General features: G+C 65.0%; 21 protein-coding genes and 1 tRNA gene. 3 read left to right on the forward strand and 19 right to left on the reverse strand.

Going from position 1 to position 22264, the window contains the following annotated elements; translation table 11 throughout:
• Positions 1-74: 74 nt before the first annotated feature.
• The 13 genes from nuoF to WS54_RS24850 all read right to left on the reverse strand — a co-directional run bounded on the left by nuoF (position 75) and on the right by WS54_RS24850 (position 11776).
• Entirely contained in the window at positions 75-1385 is a 1311-nt protein-coding gene (gene nuoF / locus WS54_RS24785; RefSeq protein ID WP_006478267.1) for an NADH-quinone oxidoreductase subunit NuoF, read from the reverse strand.
• Entirely contained in the window at positions 1382-1867 is a 486-nt protein-coding gene (nuoE, locus tag WS54_RS24790) for an NADH-quinone oxidoreductase subunit NuoE (RefSeq protein ID WP_059499244.1), read from the reverse strand. Before nuoE ends, nuoF begins: the two co-directional genes overlap by 4 nt.
• Before the next feature lie 184 nt (positions 1868-2051).
• Positions 2052-3305: an NADH-quinone oxidoreductase subunit D gene (locus WS54_RS24795; RefSeq protein WP_034207965.1), complete on the reverse strand. Its 1254-nt coding sequence runs from the start codon at positions 3303-3305 to the stop codon at positions 2052-2054.
• Between the two features lie 9 nt (positions 3306-3314).
• Entirely contained in the window at positions 3315-3917 is a 603-nt protein-coding gene (locus tag WS54_RS24800) for an NADH-quinone oxidoreductase subunit C (protein WP_034207966.1), read from the reverse strand.
• A gap of 21 nt (positions 3918-3938) precedes the next feature.
• Positions 3939-4418, reverse strand: coding sequence for a NuoB/complex I 20 kDa subunit family protein (locus WS54_RS24805; RefSeq protein ID WP_006398799.1), 480 nt, complete (start codon positions 4416-4418; stop codon positions 3939-3941).
• A gap of 62 nt (positions 4419-4480) precedes the next feature.
• The gene (locus tag WS54_RS24810; RefSeq protein ID WP_006398798.1) at positions 4481-4840 is read right to left on the reverse strand and encodes an NADH-quinone oxidoreductase subunit A; all 360 of its coding nucleotides are present in this window, start codon (positions 4838-4840) and stop codon (positions 4481-4483) included.
• A 153-nt stretch (positions 4841-4993) separates the two neighbouring features.
• A tRNA-Leu gene (locus tag WS54_RS24815) sits at positions 4994-5078 on the reverse strand.
• 109 nt (positions 5079-5187) lie between these two features.
• Positions 5188-5565, reverse strand: coding sequence for a preprotein translocase subunit SecG (gene secG, locus WS54_RS24820; RefSeq protein WP_034207967.1), 378 nt, complete (start codon positions 5563-5565; stop codon positions 5188-5190).
• A 72-nt stretch (positions 5566-5637) separates the two neighbouring features.
• Positions 5638-6393 (reverse strand): triose-phosphate isomerase, encoded by a 756-nt coding sequence (gene tpiA, locus WS54_RS24825; RefSeq protein WP_034207968.1) that lies wholly within the window; start codon positions 6391-6393, stop codon positions 5638-5640.
• 140 nt (positions 6394-6533) lie between these two features.
• A complete protein-coding gene (locus WS54_RS24830) occupies positions 6534-7553 on the reverse strand; it encodes an NAD(P)H-quinone oxidoreductase (RefSeq protein WP_059499240.1) in 1020 nt (339 codons plus the stop codon).
• Between the two features lie 148 nt (positions 7554-7701).
• Entirely contained in the window at positions 7702-9849 is a 2148-nt protein-coding gene (pnp, locus tag WS54_RS24835) for a polyribonucleotide nucleotidyltransferase (RefSeq protein ID WP_034207970.1), read from the reverse strand.
• A gap of 290 nt (positions 9850-10139) precedes the next feature.
• Complete coding sequence (rpsO, locus tag WS54_RS24845) at positions 10140-10409, reverse strand: 30S ribosomal protein S15 (protein WP_006398792.1); 270 nt, start codon at positions 10407-10409, stop codon at positions 10140-10142.
• 107 nt (positions 10410-10516) lie between these two features.
• Positions 10517-11776 carry a branched-chain amino acid ABC transporter substrate-binding protein gene (locus tag WS54_RS24850; RefSeq protein ID WP_059781343.1) on the reverse strand — a complete coding sequence of 420 codons (1260 nt, stop codon included), beginning with the start codon at positions 11774-11776 and terminating at the stop codon, positions 10517-10519.
• Between the two features lie 166 nt (positions 11777-11942).
• On the opposite strand from WS54_RS24850, the gene WS54_RS24855 reads away from it, so the two are divergent.
• The 3 genes from WS54_RS24855 (at position 11943) to WS54_RS24865 (ending at position 15068) form a co-directional block, all read left to right on the forward strand.
• Positions 11943-12455 (forward strand): hypothetical protein, encoded by a 513-nt coding sequence (locus tag WS54_RS24855; RefSeq protein ID WP_034207972.1) that lies wholly within the window; start codon positions 11943-11945, stop codon positions 12453-12455.
• A 382-nt stretch (positions 12456-12837) separates the two neighbouring features.
• A complete protein-coding gene (locus WS54_RS34535) occupies positions 12838-13476 on the forward strand; it encodes a carbonic anhydrase (RefSeq protein ID WP_059781342.1) in 639 nt (212 codons plus the stop codon).
• 41 nt (positions 13477-13517) lie between these two features.
• Positions 13518-15068: a SulP family inorganic anion transporter gene (locus WS54_RS24865; RefSeq protein WP_059781340.1), complete on the forward strand. Its 1551-nt coding sequence runs from the start codon at positions 13518-13520 to the stop codon at positions 15066-15068.
• A 72-nt stretch (positions 15069-15140) separates the two neighbouring features.
• On the opposite strand, the gene WS54_RS24870 is transcribed toward WS54_RS24865, so the two are convergent.
• The 6 genes from WS54_RS24870 to WS54_RS24900 form a co-directional block, all read right to left on the reverse strand.
• Positions 15141-16685: a 2-isopropylmalate synthase gene (locus tag WS54_RS24870; protein WP_034207975.1), complete on the reverse strand. Its 1545-nt coding sequence runs from the start codon at positions 16683-16685 to the stop codon at positions 15141-15143.
• Positions 16686-17006: 321 nt separating this feature from the next.
• Positions 17007-17879, reverse strand: a complete 873-nt coding sequence (gene pssA / locus WS54_RS24880) for a CDP-diacylglycerol--serine O-phosphatidyltransferase (RefSeq protein ID WP_034207976.1) — start codon at positions 17877-17879, stop codon at positions 17007-17009.
• A gap of 15 nt (positions 17880-17894) precedes the next feature.
• Complete coding sequence (locus tag WS54_RS24885; RefSeq protein ID WP_006491035.1) at positions 17895-18539, reverse strand: phosphatidylserine decarboxylase; 645 nt, start codon at positions 18537-18539, stop codon at positions 17895-17897.
• A gap of 127 nt (positions 18540-18666) precedes the next feature.
• Positions 18667-19683, reverse strand: a complete 1017-nt coding sequence (gene ilvC / locus WS54_RS24890; RefSeq protein ID WP_006478252.1) for a ketol-acid reductoisomerase — start codon at positions 19681-19683, stop codon at positions 18667-18669.
• Positions 19684-19786: 103 nt separating this feature from the next.
• Entirely contained in the window at positions 19787-20278 is a 492-nt protein-coding gene (gene ilvN / locus WS54_RS24895; RefSeq protein WP_034207977.1) for an acetolactate synthase small subunit, read from the reverse strand.
• Positions 20279-20389: 111 nt separating this feature from the next.
• Entirely contained in the window at positions 20390-22153 is a 1764-nt protein-coding gene (locus WS54_RS24900) for an acetolactate synthase 3 catalytic subunit (RefSeq protein WP_034207978.1), read from the reverse strand.
• Between the last annotated feature and the right edge of the window lie 111 nt (positions 22154-22264).

Genomic DNA, 22264 nt, shown 5'->3' on the forward strand with positions numbered 1-22264 from the left:
AATGGTCCTTAACCTATTTCCGCCCGTTCGCGCCTTCGCCCGACCGTGCGCTCAAATTCCGCAACCGGTGCGCTTCAGGCTGCCGCCGCGTGCGCGTGGCCGCCGACCATGCAGTGCTTGTGCTCGACGTGGTACGCGAATTCGTCCCAGTAGTGCTTGAGCATCCCGCGTACCGGCATCGCCGCCGCATCGCCGAGCGCACAGATCGTGCGGCCCATGATGTTCTCGGCCACCGAATTCAGCAGGTCCAGATCTTCCTGGCGCCCTTCGCCGTGCTCGATACGGTTCACGACGCGATACAGCCAGCCGGTGCCTTCACGGCACGGCGTGCACTGGCCGCACGATTCCTCGTAGTAGAAGTACGACAGGCGCAGCAGCGAGCGCACCATGCAGCGCGTCTCGTCCATCACGATCACCGCGCCGGACCCGAGCATCGAGCCCGCCTTCGCGATCGAATCGTAGTCGAGATCCGTCTGCATCATGATGTCGCCCGGGATCACCGGCGCCGACGACCCGCCCGGAATCACGGCCTTGATCTTCTTGCCGCCGCGCATCCCGCCGGCGAGCTCCATCAGCGTCGCGAACGGCGTGCCGAGCGGCACTTCGTAGTTGCCCGGACGCTCGACGTCGCCCGACACCGAGAAAATCTTCGTGCCGCCGTTGTTCGGCTTGCCGATCTCGAGGTAATTCTGCGGCCCGATGGACAGCAGGAACGGGACCGCCGCGAACGTCTCGGTGTTGTTGATCGTGGTGGGCTTGCCGTACACGCCGAAGCTCGCCGGGAACGGCGGCTTGAAGCGCGGCTGGCCCTTCTTGCCTTCGAGCGACTCGAGCAGCGCCGTCTCCTCGCCGCAGATGTACGCGCCGTAACCGTGGTGCGCGTGCAGCTGGAACGAGAATTCCGAGCCCATGATGTTGTCGCCGAGGAATCCGGCCGCGCGCGCTTCATCGAGCGCGGCTTCGAAGCGTCGATACACTTCGAAGATTTCGCCGTGGATATAGTTGTAGCCGACGGTGATGCCCATCGCGTACGCGCCGATGGCCATGCCTTCGATCAGCGCGTGCGGGTTCCAGCGCAGGATGTCGCGATCCTTGAACGTGCCCGGCTCGCCTTCGTCCGAGTTGCAGACGAGGTACTTCTGCCCCGGGAACTGGCGCGGCATGAAGCTCCACTTCAGGCCGGTCGGGAAGCCCGCACCGCCGCGGCCGCGCAGGCCCGACGCCTTCACGTCGGCGATCACCTGCTCGGGCGGGATCTTTTCTTCGAGAATGCGGCGCAGCTGCTTGTAGCCGCCGCGCGCAACGTAGTCTTCGAGATGCCAGTTCTCGCCGTTCAGACCAGCGAGGATCAGCGGTTTGATGTGACGGTCGTGGAGGGACGTCATTTCGAGAGCTCCTCAAGCAGCTGGTCGATCTTCTCGCGGCTCATGAAGCTGCACATTCTGTGATTGTTCACCAGCAGCACCGGCGCATCGCCGCACGAGCCCATGCATTCGCCTTCCTTCAGCGTGAACTTGCCGTCGGGCGTGGTCTCGCCGAAGTCGATGCCCAGCTTCTGTTTCAGGTAGTCGGCAGCCGCTTCCGCGCCGCCGTGCGGGCCGAGCTGGCACGGCAGGTTCGTGCAGAGCGTGATCTTGTGCTTGCCGACCGGTTTGAGCTCGTACATCGTGTAGAACGTCGCGACTTCCTGCACGGCAACGGCCGGCATGCCGAGATAGTCCGCGACGAACTGCATCAGTTCGGGCGACAGCCAGCCATGCTCTTCCTGAGCAACGGCCAACGCCGACATCACGGCGGACTGTTTCTGATCGGCGGGATACTTCGTCAACGCGCGATCGATTTCCTTCAGGCCTTCAGCTGAGATCATTTTCAGACACGACTCTTTCAATTCCTACCGAACGAACAACCTGCCGCACATCGGGGTGCATGGACGGCAGACCTGGCGCTCACTCTGTTGACAGCTTGCGAAGCCGCGCCGGTTCGGCGCATACCGCATGTGACTTCGCGTGCGACTGACTGCTCACCGCCCGCGCTCGCGGGCGGCGCAACCATTAGCGATCGATTTCGCCGAACACGATGTCCTGCGTACCGATGATCGTGACGGCGTCGGCGATCATGTGACCGCGCGCCATTTCGTCGAGCGACGCCAGGTGCGCGAAACCCGGCGCGCGAATCTTGAGGCGATACGGCTTGTTGGCGCCGTCGGACACGAGGTAGATGCCGAACTCGCCCTTCGGATGCTCGACCGCCGCGTACGCTTCACCTTCCGGCACATGGAAACCTTCGGTGAAGAGCTTGAAGTGGTGAATCAAGTCTTCCATGTTGGTCTTCATGCCGACGCGCGACGGCGGGGCAACCTTGTGATTGTCCGTCATCACCGGGCCCGGATTCTTGCGGAGCCAATCAATACACTGTTTCGCGATGCGGACCGACTGGCGCATTTCTTCGACGCGCACCAGATAGCGGTCGTAGCAATCGCCGTTCACGCCGACCGGCACGTCGAAATCTATCCGATCGTACACTTCGTAGGGCTGCTTCTTGCGCAGGTCCCACGCGATGCCCGAGCCGCGCAGCATCGGGCCCGTCAGGCCCATCTGCAGCGCACGTTCGGGGCTGACCACGCCGATCCCGACCAGACGCTGTTTCCAGATCCGGTTGTCGGTCAGCAGCGTTTCGTATTCGTCGACGCACTTCGGGAAGCGCGTGAAGAAATCGTCGATGAAATCGAGCACCGAGCCGCTGCGCGCTTCGTTCATCTTCGCGAGCGCCTTCTCGTTGCGAATCTTCGACGCCTTGTATTGCGGCATTGCGTCAGGCAGATCGCGATAGACGCCGCCCGGACGATAGTAGGCCGCGTGCATCCGGGCGCCGGACACCGCTTCGTACACGTCCATCAGGTCTTCGCGTTCGCGGAACGCGTACAGGAACACGGCCATCGCGCCGACGTCGAGCGCGTGCGCGCCGATCCACATCAGGTGGTTCAGCACGCGCGTGATTTCGTCGAACAGCACGCGGATGTACTGCGCGCGCTCCGGCACGTCGATGCCGAGCAACTTTTCGATCGCGAGCACGTAGCCGTGCTCGTTGACCATCATCGACACATAGTCGAGACGGTCCATGTACGGCACGGACTGGATGAAGGTCTTGGATTCCGCGAGCTTTTCCGTCGCGCGGTGCAGCAGGCCGATGTGCGGATCGGCACGCTGGATGACTTCGCCGTCGAGCTCGAGCACGAGGCGCAGCACGCCGTGCGCTGCCGGGTGCTGCGGGCCGAAGTTGAGCGTGTAGTTCTTGATTTCTGCCATGACGCCCCCTTAATGTTTCAGACCGCCATAGCGATCCTCGCGGATCACGCGCGGCGTGATTTCGCGCGGCTCGATCGTCACCGGCTGGTACACGACCCGCTTCTCTTCCGGGTCGTAACGCATTTCGACGTAGCCCGACACCGGGAAGTCCTTGCGGAACGGGTGACCGATGAAGCCGTAGTCGGTGAGGATGCGGCGCAGGTCGGGGTGGCCTTCGAACACGATGCCGTACAGGTCGAACGCTTCTCGCTCGTACCAGTTCGCCGAGGTCCAGATGTCGACCAGCGACGCCACGATCGGCAGATCGTCGTCCGGTGCGAACACGCGCAGGCGCAGGCGCCAGTTGTTCGTGACCGACAGCAGGTGCGACACGGCCGCGAAGCGCGGGCCGTCGTAGGCGCCGTCGCCGAAGGTCTGGTAGTCGACGCCGCAGAGGTCGATCAGTTGCTCGAAACGGAGCTTCGGATCGTCGCGCAGCGTCTTTGCGACTTCGAGGTAATCGCTCGCCTTCACGACGAGCGTCAGTTCACCGATCGCTTCGGTGAGGCTCACCACGCGCGCGCCGAGCGCGGCTTCGAGGTTGGCCTTGAGGGTCTCGATTTTGCTTGCCATATTGAGGGGACGCTCGGGGCTTTATTGACGGGCGATGGTATTGGTGCGGCGGATCTTCGCCTGAAGCTGGATCACGCCGTAGACCAGCGCCTCGGCCGTGGGCGGACAGCCCGGCACGTAGACGTCGACCGGCACGATCCGGTCGCAGCCGCGGACCACCGAGTACGAGTAGTGGTAGTAACCACCGCCGTTCGCACACGACCCCATCGAGATCACCCAGCGCGGCTCGGCCATCTGGTCGTACACGCGGCGCAGCGCGGGCGCCATCTTGTTGCACAGCGTGCCGGCGACGATCATCACGTCCGACTGACGCGGACTCGGACGGAACACGACGCCGAACCGGTCCAGATCGTAACGGGCCGCGCCCGCATGCATCATCTCGACGGCGCAACACGCGAGCCCGAACGTCATCGGCCACAGCGAGCCGGTACGCGTCCAGTTGATCAGCTTGTCAGCCGTCGTGGTGACAAACCCTTCCTTCAAGACCCCTTCGATACTCATTTGCTTTCCACTCCAGACGAGCGACCGAGCGTGGCCGCCCATGCAAACCGGCGATTAACCCATCACTCCCAGTCGAGGCCGCCTTTCTTCCAGATATAGGCAAAGCCCAGCAGGAATTCGAGCAGAAAAATCATCATTGCGATGAAACCCGGCCAGCCGATGTCCCGGAGCGCGACGCCCCACGGAAACAGGAATGCGGTTTCGAGATCGAAGATGATGAACAGGATGGCGACGAGGTAATACCGTACGTCGAATTTCATCCGGGCGTCTTCAAAGGCTTCGAAGCCGCACTCGTACGGTGCGTTCTTCTCGACGTCCGGCTTGTTGGGACCAAGGAGCTTGCCGATGCTGACCAGCGCTATACCTAAACCAGTGCCCACGAGGAGGAACAACAAGACGGGGTAATAGGCTGCGAGGTTCAAGGCAATCCTCTATCGGTTGGTTCTGAGCGTCCGGAGAATACCACTTCCGGCGGAAGGAATCATTTCGGAGTGCAGGCGATCGCAAGACAACCGCAAGCACACCCCACAAATGAAAAATGCCAGCCACTAGAAGCGGCTGGCATTGAGTAACTTTGGTGCCGACGGCGAGACTCGAACTCGCACAGCTTTCGCCACTACCCCCTCAAGATAGCGTGTCTACCAATTTCACCACGTCGGCACTGCATGCAACTCGGGTTGTGCTGCTTGTTCCCGCGAATCGCTTCAAGAATTAAATTCTAACCCGAGTTCAGGATTTGTTCAACGCACAACCGCAAAAAATTAACTTTTTATTTCGGGACGTCCTGGCCCGGCGCGCTTGCGGCCGAACCGGCGGCGGCAGACGCCGCGACGGCCGGCGCCGATGCCGCGGGAGCCGATGCCGGTGCGGTCACCGCCGCGCCGAGCACGCCTGCCGACGGCGTCGACTTGTACGAACCGAGGTACGTCAGCGCGAGCGTCGCGACGAAGAAAATCGCCGCGAGAATGGCCGTCGTGCGCGACAGGAAGTTCGCCGAGCCCGTCGCACCGAACAGGCTGCCCGACGCGCCGCTGCCGAATGCGGCGCCCATGTCGGCACCCTTGCCGTGCTGCAGCAGCACGAGCCCAATCACACCGAGTGCAGACAGCACCTGCACCACAATAATCAGCGTCTTGAATAACAGCATCACACCCACCCGATTGGATCGGGCGACCGGACCGACCGGCCGCCGTCATGGTTCAATTCGATCTCGGACCGCTCAACGCGCGGCCCGGCAGATCGCCAGAAAATCTTCCGCCTTCAGCGACGCGCCGCCGATCAGGCCGCCGTCGATGTCCGGTTGCGCGAACAGCTCTTCCGCGTTGTCCGGCTTCACGCTGCCGCCGTACAGCACGGACACGTCCGCCGCACCCTTTGCCGCGAGACGCGTACGCAGGAACGCGTGCACGTCCTGCGCCTGCGCCGAGCTCGCGCTCTTGCCCGTGCCGATCGCCCACACCGGCTCGTACGCGACGACGATGCGGGCGGCTTCGTCGGCCGTCAGCACGGCCAGCACCGCGTCGAGCTGCGCACCGACGACCCGCTCGGTCGCACCCGACTCGCGCTCGTCGAGCGTCTCGCCGACACACACGACGGGCGTGAGGCCGGCCGCGAGCGCGCGTTGCGTCTTCGCCGCGACCGTCTCGCTGCTTTCGCCGTGATACGCGCGGCGCTCCGAATGGCCGACGATCGCATATTGCGCGCCGAACTCCGCCACCATCGCAGCCGCGACCTCGCCGGTGAACGCGCCTTGCTCGTGCGCGGACACGTCCTGCGCACCGAACGCGACACGGCCGCCGCCGAGCTGCGCCTGAACCTGCGCGAGATACGGGAACGGCACGCACACGCCGATCGACGTTTCAGCCGCCACCGCGCCCGCACCCTGCACCACTTCGTTCAGCAGCGCCTGGTTGCCGGCCAGCCGGCCGTGCATCTTCCAGTTGCCGATCACTCGCTTTGTTCGTTGTTTCGACATCGTGTCTGTCTCGTCACTATCTTGTCATTAACGTGCCGGAACCCGGCCGTCAGGTTGGATCTGGCGAAGCAAACCCGCGATTTTACTGCGCGCGGCTTGAACCGGTCAAACCGCGTATGTCAAGCCCGCCGCGCGGGCCGTCATGCGTTCGCACCCCAATCGAGCACGATCTTGCCGATGTGCTCGCCGCTCTCCATCAGCGCATGCGCCTGCGCGGCCTCGCCGGCCGGCAGCACACGATAGATCACGGGCTTGATGCGGCCGTCGGCCAGCAGCGGCCACACGCGCGCCTTCAGCTGCGCGGCGATGCGCGCCTTGAACTCGACCGGGCGCGGGCGCAACGTCGAGCCCGTCACCGTCAGCCGGCGCCGCAGGATCTCGTTCAGGTTGACCTCGGCCTTCGCGCCGCCGAGCAGCGCGATCAGCACGAGACGGCCGCCGTCCGCGAGCGCGGACAGCTCGCGCGGCACGTACGAGCCCGCCACCATGTCGAGGATCACGTCGACGCCGCGATCGTGCGTCAGCGACTTCACGACTTCGACGAAGTCTTCCGTCTTGTAGTCGATCGCGCGCTCGGCGCCGAGCGCCTCGCACGCACGGCACTTGTCGGCGGTGCCTGCCGTCGCGAACACGCGAAAGCCGAGCGCATGCGCGATCTGGATCGCCGTGACGCCAATGCCGCTCGAACCGCCCTGCACGAGCAGCGTCTCCTGCTCGCCGCCCTCGCCCGCGCCGAGCTGCGCACGGTCGAACACGTTGCTCCACACGGTGAAGAACGTTTCGGGCAACGATGCGGCCTCGATGTCGGTGAGGCCGTCGGGCACCGGCAGGCATTGCGGCAGCGGCGCGACCGCGTATTCGGCATAGCCGCCGCCCGCGAGCAGCGCGCACACGCGATCGCCGAGCTTCAGGCCGAACGGATTCAGCGCCGCATCGGACAAATCGCCGCCGACGATCTCGCCCGCGACCTCGAGGCCCGGCAGATCCGACGCACCCGGCGGCGGCGCATAGGCGCCCTTGCGCTGGAACACGTCGGGCCGGTTCACGCCGGAAGCCGCCACCTTGATCAACACCTCGCCGCGCTTCGGTTCGGGCCGCGGACGCTCCGCGAGCTTCAGCACGTCGGGGGCGCCGAATTCGGTGATTTCGATGGCTTTCATGGTGAGAGTCGCTCCAGGATCGGAATCGGATGGCACGCCCGTGCGCACGGCGCGGGCGCCTGGCCGGCGCTGCTGCGCCGCACAACGATGCTACAGAAAAAACGGCCGGCACGCTTTCGCACTGCCGGCCGTTGATCCGCCTGTCCGCTTACTGCTGCGGCGGCGTATCCGACTGCGCTGCCGCCGCTGCTTCATTCAGCAGCGCCTTGGCCGACAGACGCACGCGACCCTTCTCGTCCGTCTGGATCACCTTGACCTTCACCTGCTGGCCTTCCTTCAGGTAGTCGTTGATGTCCTTCACGCGCTCGTTGACGATTTCCGAGATGTGCAGCAAGCCGTCCTTGCCCGGCAGCAGGTTCACGATCGCGCCGAAATCGAGCAGCTTGAGCACCGTGCCTTCGTACACCTGGCCGACTTCGATTTCAGCCGTGATTTGCTCGATGCGCTTCTTCGCTTCGGCCATGCCGTCGCTGTTCGTGCTCGCGATCGTCACGACGCCGTCGTCCGAGATGTCGATGGTCGTGCCCGTTTCCTCCGTCAGCGCGCGGATCACCGAACCGCCCTTGCCGATCACGTCGCGAATTTTTTCCGGGTTGATCTTGATCGTGATCATGCGCGGCGCGAATTCCGACAGTTGCGTGTTCGCACCCGACACCGCCGAGGTCATCTTGCCGAGGATGTGCATGCGGCCTTCCTTCGCCTGCGCGAGCGCGACCTGCATGATTTCCTTCGTGATGCCCTGGATCTTGATGTCCATCTGCAGCGCCGTCACGCCCTGCTCCGTGCCGGCCACCTTGAAGTCCATGTCGCCGAGGTGATCTTCGTCGCCGAGGATGTCGGTCAGCACCGCGAACTTGTTGCCTTCGAGGATCAGGCCCATCGCGATACCCGCGACGTGCGCCTTCATCGGCACGCCGGCGTCCATCAGCGCGAGGCAGCCGCCGCATACCGACGCCATCGACGACGAACCGTTCGACTCGGTGATTTCCGACACGACGCGGATCGAGTAGCCGAACTCGTCGGCGCTCGGCAGGCACTTGACCAGCGCGCGCTTAGCCAGCCGGCCGTGGCCGATTTCGCGGCGCTTCGGCGAGCCGACGCGGCCCGTTTCGCCGGTCGCGAACGGGGGCATGTTGTAGTGGAGCATGAAGCGCTCGCGGTATTCGCCTTCGAGCGCGTCGATGATCTGCTCGTCACCCTTGGTGCCGAGCGTCGCGACGACCAGCGCCTGCGTCTCGCCGCGCGTGAACAGCGCCGAGCCGTGGGTGCGCGGCAGCACGCCGGTGCGGATCTCGATCGGGCGCACGGTGCGCGTGTCGCGACCGTCGATGCGCGGCTCGCCGTTCAGGATCTGCGAACGGACGATCTTCGCTTCGATGTCGAACAGGATGTTGCCGACGGTGGCCTTGTCGGCCGCGACCGTACCGGCCGCCAGCGCCTCTTCCTCGAGCTTCGCCGACGTCGCCGCGTAGACTTCCTTCAACTTCGCCGAACGCGCCTGCTTGTCGCGGAGTTGGTAAGCGGCGAGCAGATCGTTCTGCGCCAGCTCGGTCACGCGTGCGATCAGCGCCTCGTTCTTCGGCGCCGGCTGCCAGTCCCACTCGGGCTTGCCGCCGTCGCGGACCAGATCGTGGATCGCGTCGATCGCGACCTGCATCTGCTCGTGGCCGAACACCACGGCGCCCAGCATCACGTCTTCCGACAGCTGATCGGCTTCCGACTCGACCATCAGCACGGCGCGCTCCGTACCCGCGACGACGAGGTCGAGGCGCGATGCCTTGAGCTGCTCACGCGTCGGGTTCAGCACGTACGCGTTGTCGATGTACGCCACGCGCGCGGCGCCGACCGGGCCGTTGAACGGCAGGCCCGACACGGCGAGCGCAGCCGATGCGCCGATCAGCGCGGGGATGTCCGCCGGGATTTCCGGGTTCACGGACAGCACGTGGATCACGACCTGGACTTCGTTGTAGAAGCCTTCCGGGAACAGCGGGCGCAGCGGACGGTCGATCAGGCGCGACGTCAGCGTCTCGTGCTCCGACGGACGGCCTTCGCGGCGGAAGAAGCCGCCCGGGATCTTGCCGGCCGAGTAGGTCTTCTCGAGGTAGTCGACGGTCAACGGGAAGAAATCCTGGCCCGGCTTCGCCGACTTCGCGCCGACGACGGTTGCCAGCACGACGGTGTCTTCGACGTCGACGATCACGGCACCGCTCGCCTGGCGGGCGACTTCACCGGTTTCGAGGCGCACCTTGTGCTGGCCCCATTGGAATTCCTTCACGACCTTGTTGAACATGGACATGGTTGCTCCTTTGTATTCATGCATTTCGTTCGCCGCGCCGGCAATCCTGCGCGGCGGCGTCCCGACCGAATCACCCGGAGCAAGGTGTGTTTTTTATGCCATTCCAGCGCGGCGCTCATGCAGCGACGCGCTGGAATGACACAAATCCCGCCCCGGTATCGGTCGTGGCGGCGGCCCCGCACGAACGTGCCGGACAGCCTGCGATGCGCGTGACGCTACGCACCGCGCAAAAACAAAATGCCTGTATCAGCGGACTGACACAGGCATCTTGCTGGCGGCAATCGCCTCGATTACTTACGCAGACCCAGCTTCTCGATCAGTGCGCGGTAACGGTCGGCATCCTTGCCCTTGAGGTAGTCGAGCAGCTTGCGGCGGCGGCTCACCATGCGCAGCAGGCCGCGGCGGCTGTGGTGATCCTTCGCGTGGGTCTTGAAGTGACCCGTCAGTTCGACGATACGTGCGGTCAGCAGTGCGACCTGGACTTCGGGCGACCCCGTGTCGTTGGTACCGCGGGCGAACTGAGCAACGACTTCCGACTTCTTGATATCTGCAACAGACATGTGATTTCCTTTCTAACTGAACAGGCGGACACGGAAGAATGGCCGTGCCGTGATTTACAACCGGCGCGCATTGTAGCACAACTCGGTGCCGTTCTTACCGCTTCCCGTCACGGGCGCGTCATCGAGCACGTCGACGGCATCTCCGTACGCGGCGCCGGCACCGCGAGCACCGTCCGGAAGCCGTAGCCCGACCCTTCGTTGTCGAAGCGCACGCCCGGCGTACCGGCCTTGTCCATTTCCATCACGTAAAGGGGTTGGATCAATTGGTGATCCTGCGCGCGCATCCGCGACGCGTGGAAGCCGTCGTCGAACGACAGGCCCTCGAGCGCACGCGCGACCGCGACCGGGTCGGCCGACCCCGCGCGGGTCATCGCGGCGGCCAGCATGTCGATCATCTGGCTCATCCGCCGCACCGGATAGTCGTCCTGCGCGACCGGAAAACGGGCCCGGAACGCGCGGTAGAACGCGTCGGATCGGGCGCCGCCCGCGTTCGGGTGCCAGTCGGCGACCGCCACGACACGGCCTACGCCCGCGTCGCCCAAGGCCGCCGGCGCGCCGAGGCTGTTGCCGTAGAACGTGTAGAACTTCGCGTCGAGCCCCTGTTCGCGCGCCGCCTTCACGAGCAACGTGAGGTCGTTGCCCCAGTTGCCGGTCACGACGGCGTCCGCACCGCTCGCGCGGATCTTCGCGATATACGGCGAGAAATCCTTGATCCGGCCGATCGGGTGGAATTCGTCGCCGGCGATCGCCACGTCCGGACGCCGTGCGGCCAGCGCCTGCCGCGCGAGGGCGCTGACGTCGTGGCCGAAGCTGTAGTCCTGGTTCAACAGATAGACCTTGCGCAGCGCGCGATCGCGCGCCATCACGTCCGCGAGCGCGGCCATCCGCATGCCGGCATGCGCGTCGAAGCGGAAATGCCAGAAGCTGCAGCGCGCGCCGGTCAGCGCCGGATCGTCGGCCGAATAGTTCAGGAACAGCATCCGGCGGTCCGGATCGCGCGCGTTCAGCTTGTCGAGCGCCGCGACGAGCGCGGCCGCGACGGCCGAGCTGTTGCCCTGCGCGACGAAGCCGATATGGCGGTCGGCGGCCGCGCGCAACTGCACGAGCGCCTCCTCCGGGCTGCCCTTGCTGTCGAGCACCACGAGTTCGAGCGGATGTGCGCCGTCGCGCAGCTTCACGCCGCCCGCCGCATTGACCTGCTCGACGCCGAAGCGCAAGTTGCGCTCGACTGCCGCGCCCGCGTTCGCGAACGGGCCCGACATCCCTTCGATCAGCGCGATCCGCACCGGCTCGCCGCCGGCGAATGCGGACGACACCAGCATCCACCCCGCGCTCCACGCGAGCGCGCATCGCTTCCACCCCAGCATCGGCCACCTGCCCTTCAATCTGCCCGAGAAGCGCGGATCATAGGCCCCCGCACCCGCCGCCCGCAAGCGCGGCGGTGCGCGATCCGCACCGATTTTTTCCGCGCGATGCGCGATCGCGCGCCGTCCGTGATAAAACGGGGCTTGTTTCCGTGTTCTGGAGAATCCGATGCGCATTCGCATTCCCGCGCGCCTGCCGGTGCTGGCCGCCTGCGCCGCCGCGCTGCTGGCCGGTTGCGCGCAACCGTGGCAGCAATACCAGGCCGGCCAGGACGAATCGGCGATCGTCGCGCGCATGGGGCCGCCGCGCGAGATCTACGACCTGCCCGGCGGCGGCAAGCGCCTGATGTGGCCGACCCAGCCGATGGGCGAGATCACGATCGCGGCCGACGTCGATGCAGCCCACCGGATCGTCAACGTGCGCCAGGTGCTGCAGCCGAGCGAGTTCTATCGCGCGGAGATCGGCAAGTGGACGAAAACCGACGTCCTCGTCAATTTCGGACGCCCGGTCGAGACCTCCTACTTCCCGTTGATGAAGCGCGAGGTCTGGACGTACCGGTATCTGGAGGACAACGTCTGGTACATGATGTACAGCTTTTATTTCGATCCGCAGGGCATCCTGCGCACCACGCAGAAAACGCCGGACCCGCTGCACGACCCCGATCGCCGCAACCTGTTCTGACCGATTGCGCATTTACGCGCAATTATCGCAATGGCCATTCGCGAATTATTGCTGAATGGCCATTTCATTTTTTCCGTCGCCTTATTTGATTCAACGAATAAGACGGAAAACTTTTCCGAATCAATGACATTACGATGGCGATCCGCTGAACGCCCCGTCATGCGGGCCGTTGCGCGCAAACAGGCATGGGCAGTGCATCTCATGCGTCGCGTTGGTGCATGCAATGCACTACGCCCAATCAATTTGAAACAATTTGTTTCAATCCACCCGGACTGCTAGGGCATACCCCTAATATCAGCGAAACCAAACCTTTCAATTTAGAAAGAATGCCATTACGTCATTTCGTTCGGTATTTATTTGCCTTTATCGGAAAGGAGTCCTCATGAATCGCCCCAAGAGCATGCTGGTTGCCAACATTGCCTGGGCCCGCGAGACGCGCGAACACACGCCCGGCTTCTTCGACGCGCTCGCGCGCGGCCAGAACCCGCGCGTCCTGTGGATCGGCTGCGCCGACAGCCGCGTGCCGGCCGAAACCATCACGCACTGCGCACCGGGCGAGCTGTTCGTCCATCGCAACATCGCGAACCTGTTCCACCCCGACGACGACAATTCCGCCAGCGTGCTCGAGTACGCGGTGCGGGTGCTGAAGGTCGATCACGTGATCGTGTGCGGCCACTACGGATGCGGCGGGGTCCGCGCGTCGCTGCTGCCGCCGCCCGCCGACCTGCCGCACGTCGCGCGCCGCATCGCGCCGCTCTGCGCGCTCGCGCGGCGTCATCGCGACACGCTCGACGGGCTCGACGACCTGGCCGCCGCCGACCGCCTCGCCGAGTTGAACGTGCTCGAACAGGTGCGGCTGCTGCGCGCGTCGCCGATCGTACGCGGCCGCGAACGGCCGCCGCTCGTGCACGGCTGGATCTTTTCGCTCGCCGACGGGCTTCTGAAGGAGCTCGATTCCGGCTACACGGTGCCGCCGGCCGAACCCGAGCCCGAGCCTGCTGCGGCCGCCGCGCTCGGCTGATCCGCGCCCCGCCCTCCATGCCAACGAAACCACCCCCAACCATGAAACTGAACGAGCGTCTGTCCACCCTGCCGCGCGACATCGTCGCCGGCATCGTCGTTTTCCTCGTCGCGCTGCCGCTCTGCCTCGGCATCGCCAACGCCTCCGGCGTCGAGCCGTTCGCCGGGCTCGTGTCGGGCATCGTCGGCGGCATCGTCGTCGCGCTGCTGAGCGGCTCGTCGCTGTCCGTCAGCGGGCCGGCCGCCGGCCTCGTCGTGATCGTCGTCGAAGGGATCGCGCAACTCGGCAGCTTCTCCGCGTTCCTGCTCGCGGTGCTGCTGTCCGGCGTGCTGCAGTTCGGCCTCGGCATGCTGCGCGCGGGCCGCTTCGCCGCCTATGTGCCGTCGCCCGTCATCAAGGGCATGCTCGCCGCGATCGGCCTGCTGCTGATCGTGAAGCAGATTCCGTTCGCGTTCGGCATCGGCGGCCAGGCTGCGCAATCGTTTGCGAACTGGCCGGGCCTGCCCGTCGCATGGGCCGCCACGGCCATCGCGTTCGTTTCGCTCGCGCTGCTCGTGGCGTGGGACACCCCCGCGCTGCGCCGCTTCGCGCTGGTGCGCTCGGTGCCCGCGCCGCTCGCGGTGGTCGTGCTCGGTATCGGCGCGACGCTCGCGCTGGGCGTCGTCGCGCCCGCGGTCGCGCCGGGCGCCGCTCATCGCGTCACCCTGCCCGAACTCGGATCGTTCGCCGCCTTCGCCGCGTCGCTCAAGCACGCGGAGCTCGGCCAGAACTTCGCGCAGCTCGTCAATCCGGACGTATGGCGCGTGGCGATCACGCTGGCGGTCGTCGCGAGCCTCGAGACGCTGCTGTGCCTCGAAGCGGTCGAACAGATCGATCCGAAGCGCCGGCCGACGCAACCCGATCGCGAGCTGAAGGCACAGGGTGTCGGCAACCTCGTCGCGGGCGCCGTCGGCGGCCTGCCGATCACGTCGGTGATCGTGCGCAGCTCGGCCAACGTCAACGCCGGCGCGCAAAGCCGGATGTCGGCGATCGTGCACGGGATCCTGCTGCTCGCGAGCGTGTTCGCGCTCACCGGCCTGATCAACCTGATCCCGCTCGCGAGCCTCGCCGCGATCCTGATCCATACCGGTCTGAAGCTGGCGAAACCCGCGCTGTTCCGCTCGGTGATGAAGCAAGGCCCGGCCGCGTTCGTGCCGTTCGCGGCGACGATCGCGGGCGTGCTCGCGGTCGACCTGCTGTTCGGCATCGCAATGGGCCTCGCATGCAGCGTGCTCGCGGTCGCCGTCGCGAACCTGAAGAGCCCCGTCACGCTCGCGCAGCACGACGATCACTTCCTGCTGTCGTTCCGCAAGGACGTGTCGTTTCTCGGCAAGGTGCAGGTCAAGCACCACCTGCGGCACATTCCGGACCGGGCGGCGGTGATCATCGACGCGACGCGCGCCGACTACATCGATCACGACGTGCTCGAACTGCTCGATGCGTTCGTCGCCGATGCGCCGCGGCGCGGGATCGCGGTCGAGTTCCGCCGGCGCCATCCGGCGCCACGCGCGGCCGCGCGCCGCTGGCTGTTCCGTGCGCCGGCCGCCGAATGAGCGGCCGATGAAAAAACGCCCCGGCGGCGCAGGGCCGCACGGGGCGTTTCGGGGTCGCGTCGCGCGCGGCGCTTACGAGCGCTGCGGGTTGACCTTGTCGTCCTTCGAATGCAGCTTGTTCAGCGCGGAAATGTATGCCTTCGCGGACGCGGCGACAATATCCGGATCGGTACCGACGCCGTTGACGATCCGCCCGCTCTTCGACAACCGGACGGTCACTTCGCCCTGCGCCTGCGTGCCGGTCGTGATCGCGTTCACCGAGTACAGCAGCAGCTCGGATCCGCTACCGACTTCGCCTTCGATCGCATTGAACGTCGCATCGACCGGACCGTTGCCGCGCGCCTCGCCGGTCACTTCCTTGCCTTCGACCGCGAATACGACCTTCGCCTGCGGCTGCTCGCCCGTTTCCGAACGCTGCGACAGCGACACGAACTTGAAGTGCTCCTGCTCCTGCGCGAGCGCCGATTCCTCGGACACGATCGCGATGATGTCCTCGTCGAAGATCTCCGCCTTGCGGTCGGCCAGATCCTTGAAGCGCATGAACGCGGCATTCAACTCGGCTTCGCTGTCGAGCGATACGCCGAGCTCCTGCAGGCGCTGCTTGAACGCGTTGCGGCCCGACAGCTTGCCGAGCACGATCTTGTTCGCGGTCCAGCCCACGTCTTCCGCGCGCATGATCTCGTAGGTGTCGCGCGCCTTGAGCACGCCGTCCTGGTGAATGCCCGACGCGTGCGCGAATGCATTCGCGCCGACCACCGCCTTGTTCGGCTGCACGACGAAGCCGGTGATCTGCGACACGAGCTTCGACGTCGGCACGATCTGCGACGTGTCGATGCCGACGTCGAGACCGAAGTAGTCCTTGCGCGTCTTCACCGCCATCACGATTTCTTCGAGCGACGTGTTGCCCGCGCGCTCGCCGAGACCGTTGATCGTGCACTCGACCTGACGCGCGCCGCCGATCTTCACGCCGGCGAGCGAGTTCGCGACCGCCATCCCGAGGTCGTTATGGCAGTGCACCGAGAAGATCGCCTTGTCCGAGTTCGGAATGCGCTCGCGCAGCGTCTTCACGAGGTTGCCGTAGAGTTCCGGCACGCCGTAGCCGACCGTGTCGGCGATGTTGATCGTCGTCGCGCCTTCGGCGATCACGGCTTCCAGCACGCGGCACAGGAAATCCATGTCCGAACGGCTGCCGTCTTCCGGCGAGAACTCGACGTTGTCGGTGAACTTGCGCGCGAAACGCACCGCGAGGCGGGCCTGCTCGAACACCTGGTCGGGCGTCATCCGCAGCTTCTTTTCCATGTGCAACGGCGACGTCGCGATGAACGTGTGGATCCGGAAGCTGTTGGCCGGCTTCAGTGCGTCGGCCGCGCGCTGGATGTCCTTGTCGTTGGCCCGCGCCAGCGAGCAGATCGTGCTGTCCTTCACGAGACCGGCGATCGTGTGGATCGCGTCGAAATCGCCGTTCGAGCTGGCCGCGAAGCCGGCCTCGATCACGTCGACCTTCATCCGCTCGAGGTGCTTCGCGATGCGGATTTTCTCTTCCTTCGTCATCGACGCGCCGGGCGATTGCTCGCCGTCACGCAACGTCGTATCGAAAATGATCAGCTTGTCTGTCATGGGGGGCTCCAGGGCTCTTTTATACGGAAGTCAAACGTAACGAGATCGCGCCACCGCTGGCGACGTTCAACAACAGACGAGGCTTGAGACGGAGGGCGAGAACGGTCAGCGCGGCAGGCGCGCCAAAGCTAGCGCGCGTAGCGGCGCACCGGCTAGAAGGAGGGAGAGGTGGGGAAATGCAGTCATGCCGAAGACTATAGCGACATTCCGTTGGCCGCGCAATCGGACGGCACCCGGGAATCGACGCAGCCCGGCTCGAAAAAGGGCCAAATGAAAACGGCGGCCCCGAGGCCGCCGCTTCCGGCACGCGCAGCGTCGGCGTCAGTGATCGCGCTGCGACGAACGCGCCGGATTCGCGCGCCCGCGCACGGCCATGTAGGCCCAGAACACGTAGCCGGACAGCCCGTACAGCACGAACAGGCAGAACAGCATCAGCGGCGGATCGGACGACACGAGCACGAACGCGACGACGACGAGCAGGATGGCCGCGAACGGCACGCGGTGCCGCACGTCGAGCGCCTTGCCGCTGTAGAACGGCGCGTTCGACACCATCGTCACGCCCGCGTAGATCGTCAGCACGAAGGCGACCCACGGCAGCCAGCCGAGCTTCATCGGCACGCGGTTGTCGGTCGCGAGCCACACGAAGCCCGCGATCAGCGCGGCCGCGGCCGGGCTCGGCAGCCCCTGGAAAAAGCGCTTGTCGACCACGCCGATGTTCGTGTTGAAGCGCGCGAGACGCAGTGCGGCGCCCGAGCAATAGACGAACGCGGCGAGCCAGCCCCAGCGACCGAGATCCTTCAGCACCCACTCGTACATCACGAGCGCGGGCGCCACGCCGAACGACACCATGTCCGACAGGCTGTCGAACTGCTCGCCGAACGCGCTCTGCGTATGCGTCATGCGCGCCACGCGCCCGTCCATTCCGTCGAGCACCATCGCGACGAAAATCGCGATCGCGGCGATCTCGAAGCGCACGTTCATCGCCTGCACGACCGCGAAGAAGCCGCAGAACAGCGCGGCGGTCGTGAATGCGTTCGGCAGCAGATAGATGCCGCGCGTCTTCAGGAACCGCTGGCGCGCGGCGCGGCGGCTTTCGAGCGGCGCCTGATCGGGCGCCATCACCTTGTTGCGGCGGAACGGGCGTGGCGTCTGGCTGGAGCCGTTGCGCGGCCGACGCGGTTTGAATGCGGCCATCGTGCGCCCCGCCCCTTACTGCTCGAGCTCGGCGAGGATCGTCGACGACGCGTAGACCTTCTCGCCGATCGACACCTTCGCGCGGCTGCCGAGCGGCAGGTACACGTCGACGCGCGAACCGAAGCGGATGAAACCGTAGCGCTGGCCGCGCGACAGCGGCTCGCCGGCACGGACGTAGCAGAGGATCCGGCGCGCGATCAGGCCGGCGATCTGCACGGACGTGACCGTCTTGCCGCTCGCCGTCTGGATCACCACCGCATTGCGCTCGTTCTCGGTCGACGCCTTGTCGATCGCCGCGTTCAGGAACGCGCCCGGGAAATATTCGACCTTGCTGATCGCGCCATCGACCGGCGAACGCTGCGAATGGACATTGAAGACATTCATGAACACGCTGATCTTCAGCGCTTCGCGGTTCGCGTACGGATCCTGCGCGGTCTCGACCGCGACGATGCGGCCGTCTGCCGGGCAGAGCACCGCGTTCGGCTGCGCCGGGATCGGGCGCTGCGGATCGCGGAAGAACTGGACGACGAAGACGAGCAGCAGCCAGAACGGCCACGCGAAGCCGAAGCCCCCGACGGCATGGATCAACAGCGCGATGACGGCTGCAATCGCGATGAACGGCCAGCCTTCGCGCGCGATGATCGGATGAGGATAGTTCATGGATTCGTTCTGTGTTCGGTGAATTGCAAAGCCCGTAGCATAACAAAAGCCGCCCGGGGCACTGCTGCCTTCGGACGGCTTTTTGATGCCGGCCCTTCGCTCGAAGGGCCGGAACAGCACGGGGTGCTTAGTTCTTCGTCTGGTCGACGAGCTTGTTCTTCGCGATCCACGGCATCATCGCACGCAGCTTCGCGCCGACCTGCTCGATCTGGTGCTCGGCCGTCAGGCGGCGGCGCGACTGCAGCGTCGGGGCGCCCGCCTTGTTCTCGAGAATGAAGCTCTTCGCGTACTCGCCCGTCTGGATGTCGGTCAGGCACTGCTTCATCGCCTTCTTCGTCTCTTCCGTGACGACGCGCGGGCCGGTCACGTACTCGCCGTACTCGGCGTTGTTCGAGATCGAGTAGTTCATGTTCGCGATGCCGCCTTCGTAGATCAGGTCGACGATCAGCTTCAGTTCGTGCAGGCACTCGAAGTACGCCATTTCCGGCGCGTAGCCGGCTTCGACCAGCGTCTCGAAACCCGCCTTGATCAGCTCGACGGTACCGCCGCACAGCACGGCCTGCTCGCCGAACAGGTCGGTTTCGGTTTCTTCGCGGAAGTTCGTCTCGATGATGCCGGCACGGCCGCCGCCGTTCGCCGCCGCGTACGACAGCGCGATGTCGCGTGCCGCGCCCGACTTGTTCTGCGCAACCGCGATCAGGTGCGGCACGCCGCCACCTTGCGAGTACGTGCCGCGCACGGTGTGGCCCGGGGCCTTCGGCGCGATCATGATCACGTCGAGGTCGGCGCGCGGGATCACCTGCCCGTAGTGGACGTTGAAGCCGTGCGCGAATGCCAGCGCCGCGCCCTGCTTGATGTTCGCGTGCACTTCCTTCGCGTACACGTCGGCGATCTGCTCGTCCGGCAGCAGCATCATGACGACGTCCGCGCCCTTCACCGCTTCCGCGACTTCCTTGACCGACAGGCCGGCGTTCTCGGCCTTGCTCCACGACGCGCCGCCCTTGCGAAGGCCGACCGTCACGTTCACGCCGCTGTCCTTCAGGTTCAGTGCGTGCGCATGGCCTTGCGAGCCGTAGCCGATGATCGTGACTTGCTTGCCCTTGATGAGGGAGAGGTCGGCGTCTTTGTCGTAGAAAACGTTCATGATGGTTCCTTCGCTAATTCAAAAATTCAACAATTCGTTCGGATGGGGTACTGCGAGCCGGGACATGACGGCGCACCCGGCGTGCCTTCTTGCAATATCGGCATCACACCTTCAGGATGCGCTCGCCGCGTCCGATGCCGGAGCTGCCGGTCCGCACGGTCTCGAGGATCGCGGTGGCGTCCAGCCCCTGGATGAATGCGTCGAGCTTGTCGCTCGCGCCCGTCAATTCGATCGTGTAGGTCTTCTCGGTCACGTCGATGATGCGGCCGCGGAAAATGTCCGACATCCGCTTCATTTCTTCGCGCTCCTTGCCCACTGCACGGACCTTGATCAGCATCAGCTCGCGTTCGATGTGTGCACCGTCGGTCAGGTCCACCACTTTCACCACCTCGATCAGGCGGTTCAGATGCTTCGTGATCTGTTCGATCACGTCGTCCGAGCCAATGGAAACGATGGTCAGCCGCGACAGCGATTGGTCTTCGGTCGGCGCCACCGTCAAGGTTTCGATGTTGTAGCCGCGTGCGGAAAAGAGACCGACCACGCGCGACAGCGCGCCCGGTTCGTTTTCCAGCAGGACGGAAATGATGTGTCTCATGTTCGCTTCTTCCAGAATGTGTCCGTGTCGATTCGCTCGCGCCGCGCGCCGCCGCGTGCCGCGCCGCCCTTCGTGAAGGCGGCCGCATCGCGCGCTGCGCGCGTCGCGCCGTTACAGATCTTCCGATCCGAGCAGCATCTCGGTGATGCCCTTGCCGGCCTGTACCATCGGCCAGACGTTTTCGGTCGGATCGGTCTGGAAGTCGAGAAACACGGTGCGGTCCTTCAGGCGCAGCGCTTCCTTCAGCGCCGGCTCCACATCCGAGGTCTTTTCGATCCGCATGCCGACATGGCCGTACGCTTCGGCGAGCTTCACGAAATCGGGCAGCGCATCCATGTACGAATGCGAATAGCGCTTGCTGTATTCGATCTGCTGCCACTGGCGGACCATGCCGAGGTAGCGGTTGTTCAGCGAAATGATCTTCACGGGCGTGTCGTACTGCAGGCAGGTCGACAGTTCCTGGATGCACATCTGGATCGAGCCTTCGCCCGTGATGCACAGCACGTCGTCGTCCGGATGGGCCATCTTGACGCCCATCGCCGCCGGCAGGCCGAAGCCCATCGTGCCGAGACCGCCGGAGTTGATCCAGCGACGCGGCTTGTTGAAACGGTAGAACTGCGCGGCCCACATCTGGTGCTGGCCGACGTCCGAGCACACGAATGCGTTGCCGTCCGTCAGCTCCCACGCCTTCTCGACCACGTACTGCGGCTTGATGATCTCGCTTTCGCGGTCGTACTTCAGGCAGTCCTTCGCACGCCAGCTCTCGATGTCCTTCCACCATTGCGCAAGCGCCTCGGTGTCGGGGCCATGCTCGGCCGTCTGCAGTTGTTCGATCAGCTCCTTCAGCACTTCCTTCACGTCGCCGACGATCGGGATGTCGACCTTCACGCGCTTCGAGATCGACGACGGGTCGATGTCGATATGGATGATCTTGCGCGGACGCGACGCGAAGTGGGCAGGATCGCCGATCACGCGGTCGTCGAAGCGCGCGCCGATCGCGATCAGCACGTCGCAGTGCTGCATCGCCATGTTCGCTTCGTAGGTGCCGTGCATGCCGAGCATGCCGAGGAATTTCTTGTCCGACGCGCGATAGCCGCCGAGGCCCATCAGCGTGTTCGTGACCGGGTAGCCGAGCAGGTCCGCGAACTGGTTCAGTTCGCGCGACGCGTCGGCGAGGATGATGCCGCCACCCGTGTAGATGTACGGGCGCTTCGCCGTCAGCAGCAGCGACACGGCCTTGCGGATCTGGCCCGAATGACCTTTCGTGACGGGATTGTACGAACGCAGCGACACGCTCTTGATCGGCTCGTACTGGCACGGCGTCTTCGAGATGTCCTTCGGGATGTCGATCAGCACCGGGCCCGGACGGCCCGTGCGGGCGATGTAGAACGCCTTCTTGACGGTTTCCGCGAGGTCGCGCACGTCCTTCACGAGGAAGTTGTGCTTCACGCAGGGACGCGTGATGCCGACGGTGTCGCATTCCTGGAAGGCGTCCTGACCGATCGCGGCCGTCGGCACCTGGCCGCTGATCACGACCATCGGGATCGAATCCATGTACGCCGTTGCGATGCCGGTCACCGCGTTGGTGACACCGGGGCCCGACGTCACGAGGCAGACGCCGACATTGCCGGTGGAGCGCGCATACGCATCGGCTGCGTGCACGGCCGCCTGTTCATGGCGCACCAGCACGTGCTGAATCTTGTCCTGCTTGTACAGCTCGTCGTAAATGTAGAGAACCGAGCCGCCGGGATAGCCCCAGATGAATTCGACGTTTTCGTCGGCCAGTGCCTTCATGAGCACGGTGCCGCCGATGGAGTCGCTATCGGGAGGGGAAAGGGGTTCCGACGTGGAGAATTCCGCGCTGGGCATGTTCATGTTGACCTTTCGAATTTTCGGCAAAAAATTGATCGGGTGCTCTCTGCCGGGCTTGTGGCTCGGGTTCAAGCGGCGCGTCTAGTTTGAAGGGCGGGCTTCTTGGGCCAGCCT

It is taken from the genome of Burkholderia sp. NRF60-BP8 (genome assembly GCF_001522585.2).
GTDB lineage: Bacteria > Pseudomonadota > Gammaproteobacteria > Burkholderiales > Burkholderiaceae > Burkholderia.

Excerpts from the sequence above, each read along its gene's own strand:
- rpsO (WP_006398792.1), bottom strand. The coding sequence starts at position 10,409 with ATGTCTGTTGCAGATATCAAGAAGTCGGAAGTCGTTGCTCAGTTCGCC.
- ilvC (WP_006478252.1), bottom strand. The coding sequence starts at position 19,683 with ATGAACGTTTTCTACGACAAAGACGCCGACCTCTCCCTCATCAAGGGC.
- WS54_RS24805 (WP_006398799.1), bottom strand. The coding sequence starts at position 4,418 with ATGAGTATCGAAGGGGTCTTGAAGGAAGGGTTTGTCACCACGACGGCT.
- WS54_RS24795 (WP_034207965.1), bottom strand. The coding sequence starts at position 3,305 with ATGGCAGAAATCAAGAACTACACGCTCAACTTCGGCCCGCAGCACCCG.
- WS54_RS24830 (WP_059499240.1), bottom strand. The coding sequence starts at position 7,553 with ATGAAAGCCATCGAAATCACCGAATTCGGCGCCCCCGACGTGCTGAAG.
- pssA (WP_034207976.1), bottom strand. The coding sequence starts at position 17,879 with ATGGCCGCATTCAAACCGCGTCGGCCGCGCAACGGCTCCAGCCAGACG.
- WS54_RS24870 (WP_034207975.1), bottom strand. The coding sequence starts at position 16,685 with ATGACAGACAAGCTGATCATTTTCGATACGACGTTGCGTGACGGCGAG.
- WS54_RS34535 (WP_059781342.1), top strand. The coding sequence starts at position 12,838 with ATGAATCGCCCCAAGAGCATGCTGGTTGCCAACATTGCCTGGGCCCGC.
- WS54_RS24855 (WP_034207972.1), top strand. The coding sequence starts at position 11,943 with ATGCGCATTCGCATTCCCGCGCGCCTGCCGGTGCTGGCCGCCTGCGCC.
- WS54_RS24865 (WP_059781340.1), top strand. The coding sequence starts at position 13,518 with ATGAAACTGAACGAGCGTCTGTCCACCCTGCCGCGCGACATCGTCGCC.
- WS54_RS24850 (WP_059781343.1), bottom strand. The coding sequence starts at position 11,776 with ATGCTGGGGTGGAAGCGATGCGCGCTCGCGTGGAGCGCGGGGTGGATG.
- WS54_RS24885 (WP_006491035.1), bottom strand. The coding sequence starts at position 18,539 with ATGAACTATCCTCATCCGATCATCGCGCGCGAAGGCTGGCCGTTCATC.
- nuoF (WP_006478267.1), bottom strand. The coding sequence starts at position 1,385 with ATGACGTCCCTCCACGACCGTCACATCAAACCGCTGATCCTCGCTGGT.
- pnp (WP_034207970.1), bottom strand. The coding sequence starts at position 9,849 with ATGTCCATGTTCAACAAGGTCGTGAAGGAATTCCAATGGGGCCAGCAC.
- nuoE (WP_059499244.1), bottom strand. The coding sequence starts at position 1,867 with ATGATCTCAGCTGAAGGCCTGAAGGAAATCGATCGCGCGTTGACGAAG.
- ilvN (WP_034207977.1), bottom strand. The coding sequence starts at position 20,278 with ATGAGACACATCATTTCCGTCCTGCTGGAAAACGAACCGGGCGCGCTG.
- WS54_RS24800 (WP_034207966.1), bottom strand. The coding sequence starts at position 3,917 with ATGGCAAGCAAAATCGAGACCCTCAAGGCCAACCTCGAAGCCGCGCTC.
- secG (WP_034207967.1), bottom strand. The coding sequence starts at position 5,565 with ATGCTGTTATTCAAGACGCTGATTATTGTGGTGCAGGTGCTGTCTGCA.
- tpiA (WP_034207968.1), bottom strand. The coding sequence starts at position 6,393 with ATGTCGAAACAACGAACAAAGCGAGTGATCGGCAACTGGAAGATGCAC.
- WS54_RS24900 (WP_034207978.1), bottom strand. The coding sequence starts at position 22,153 with ATGAACATGCCCAGCGCGGAATTCTCCACGTCGGAACCCCTTTCCCCT.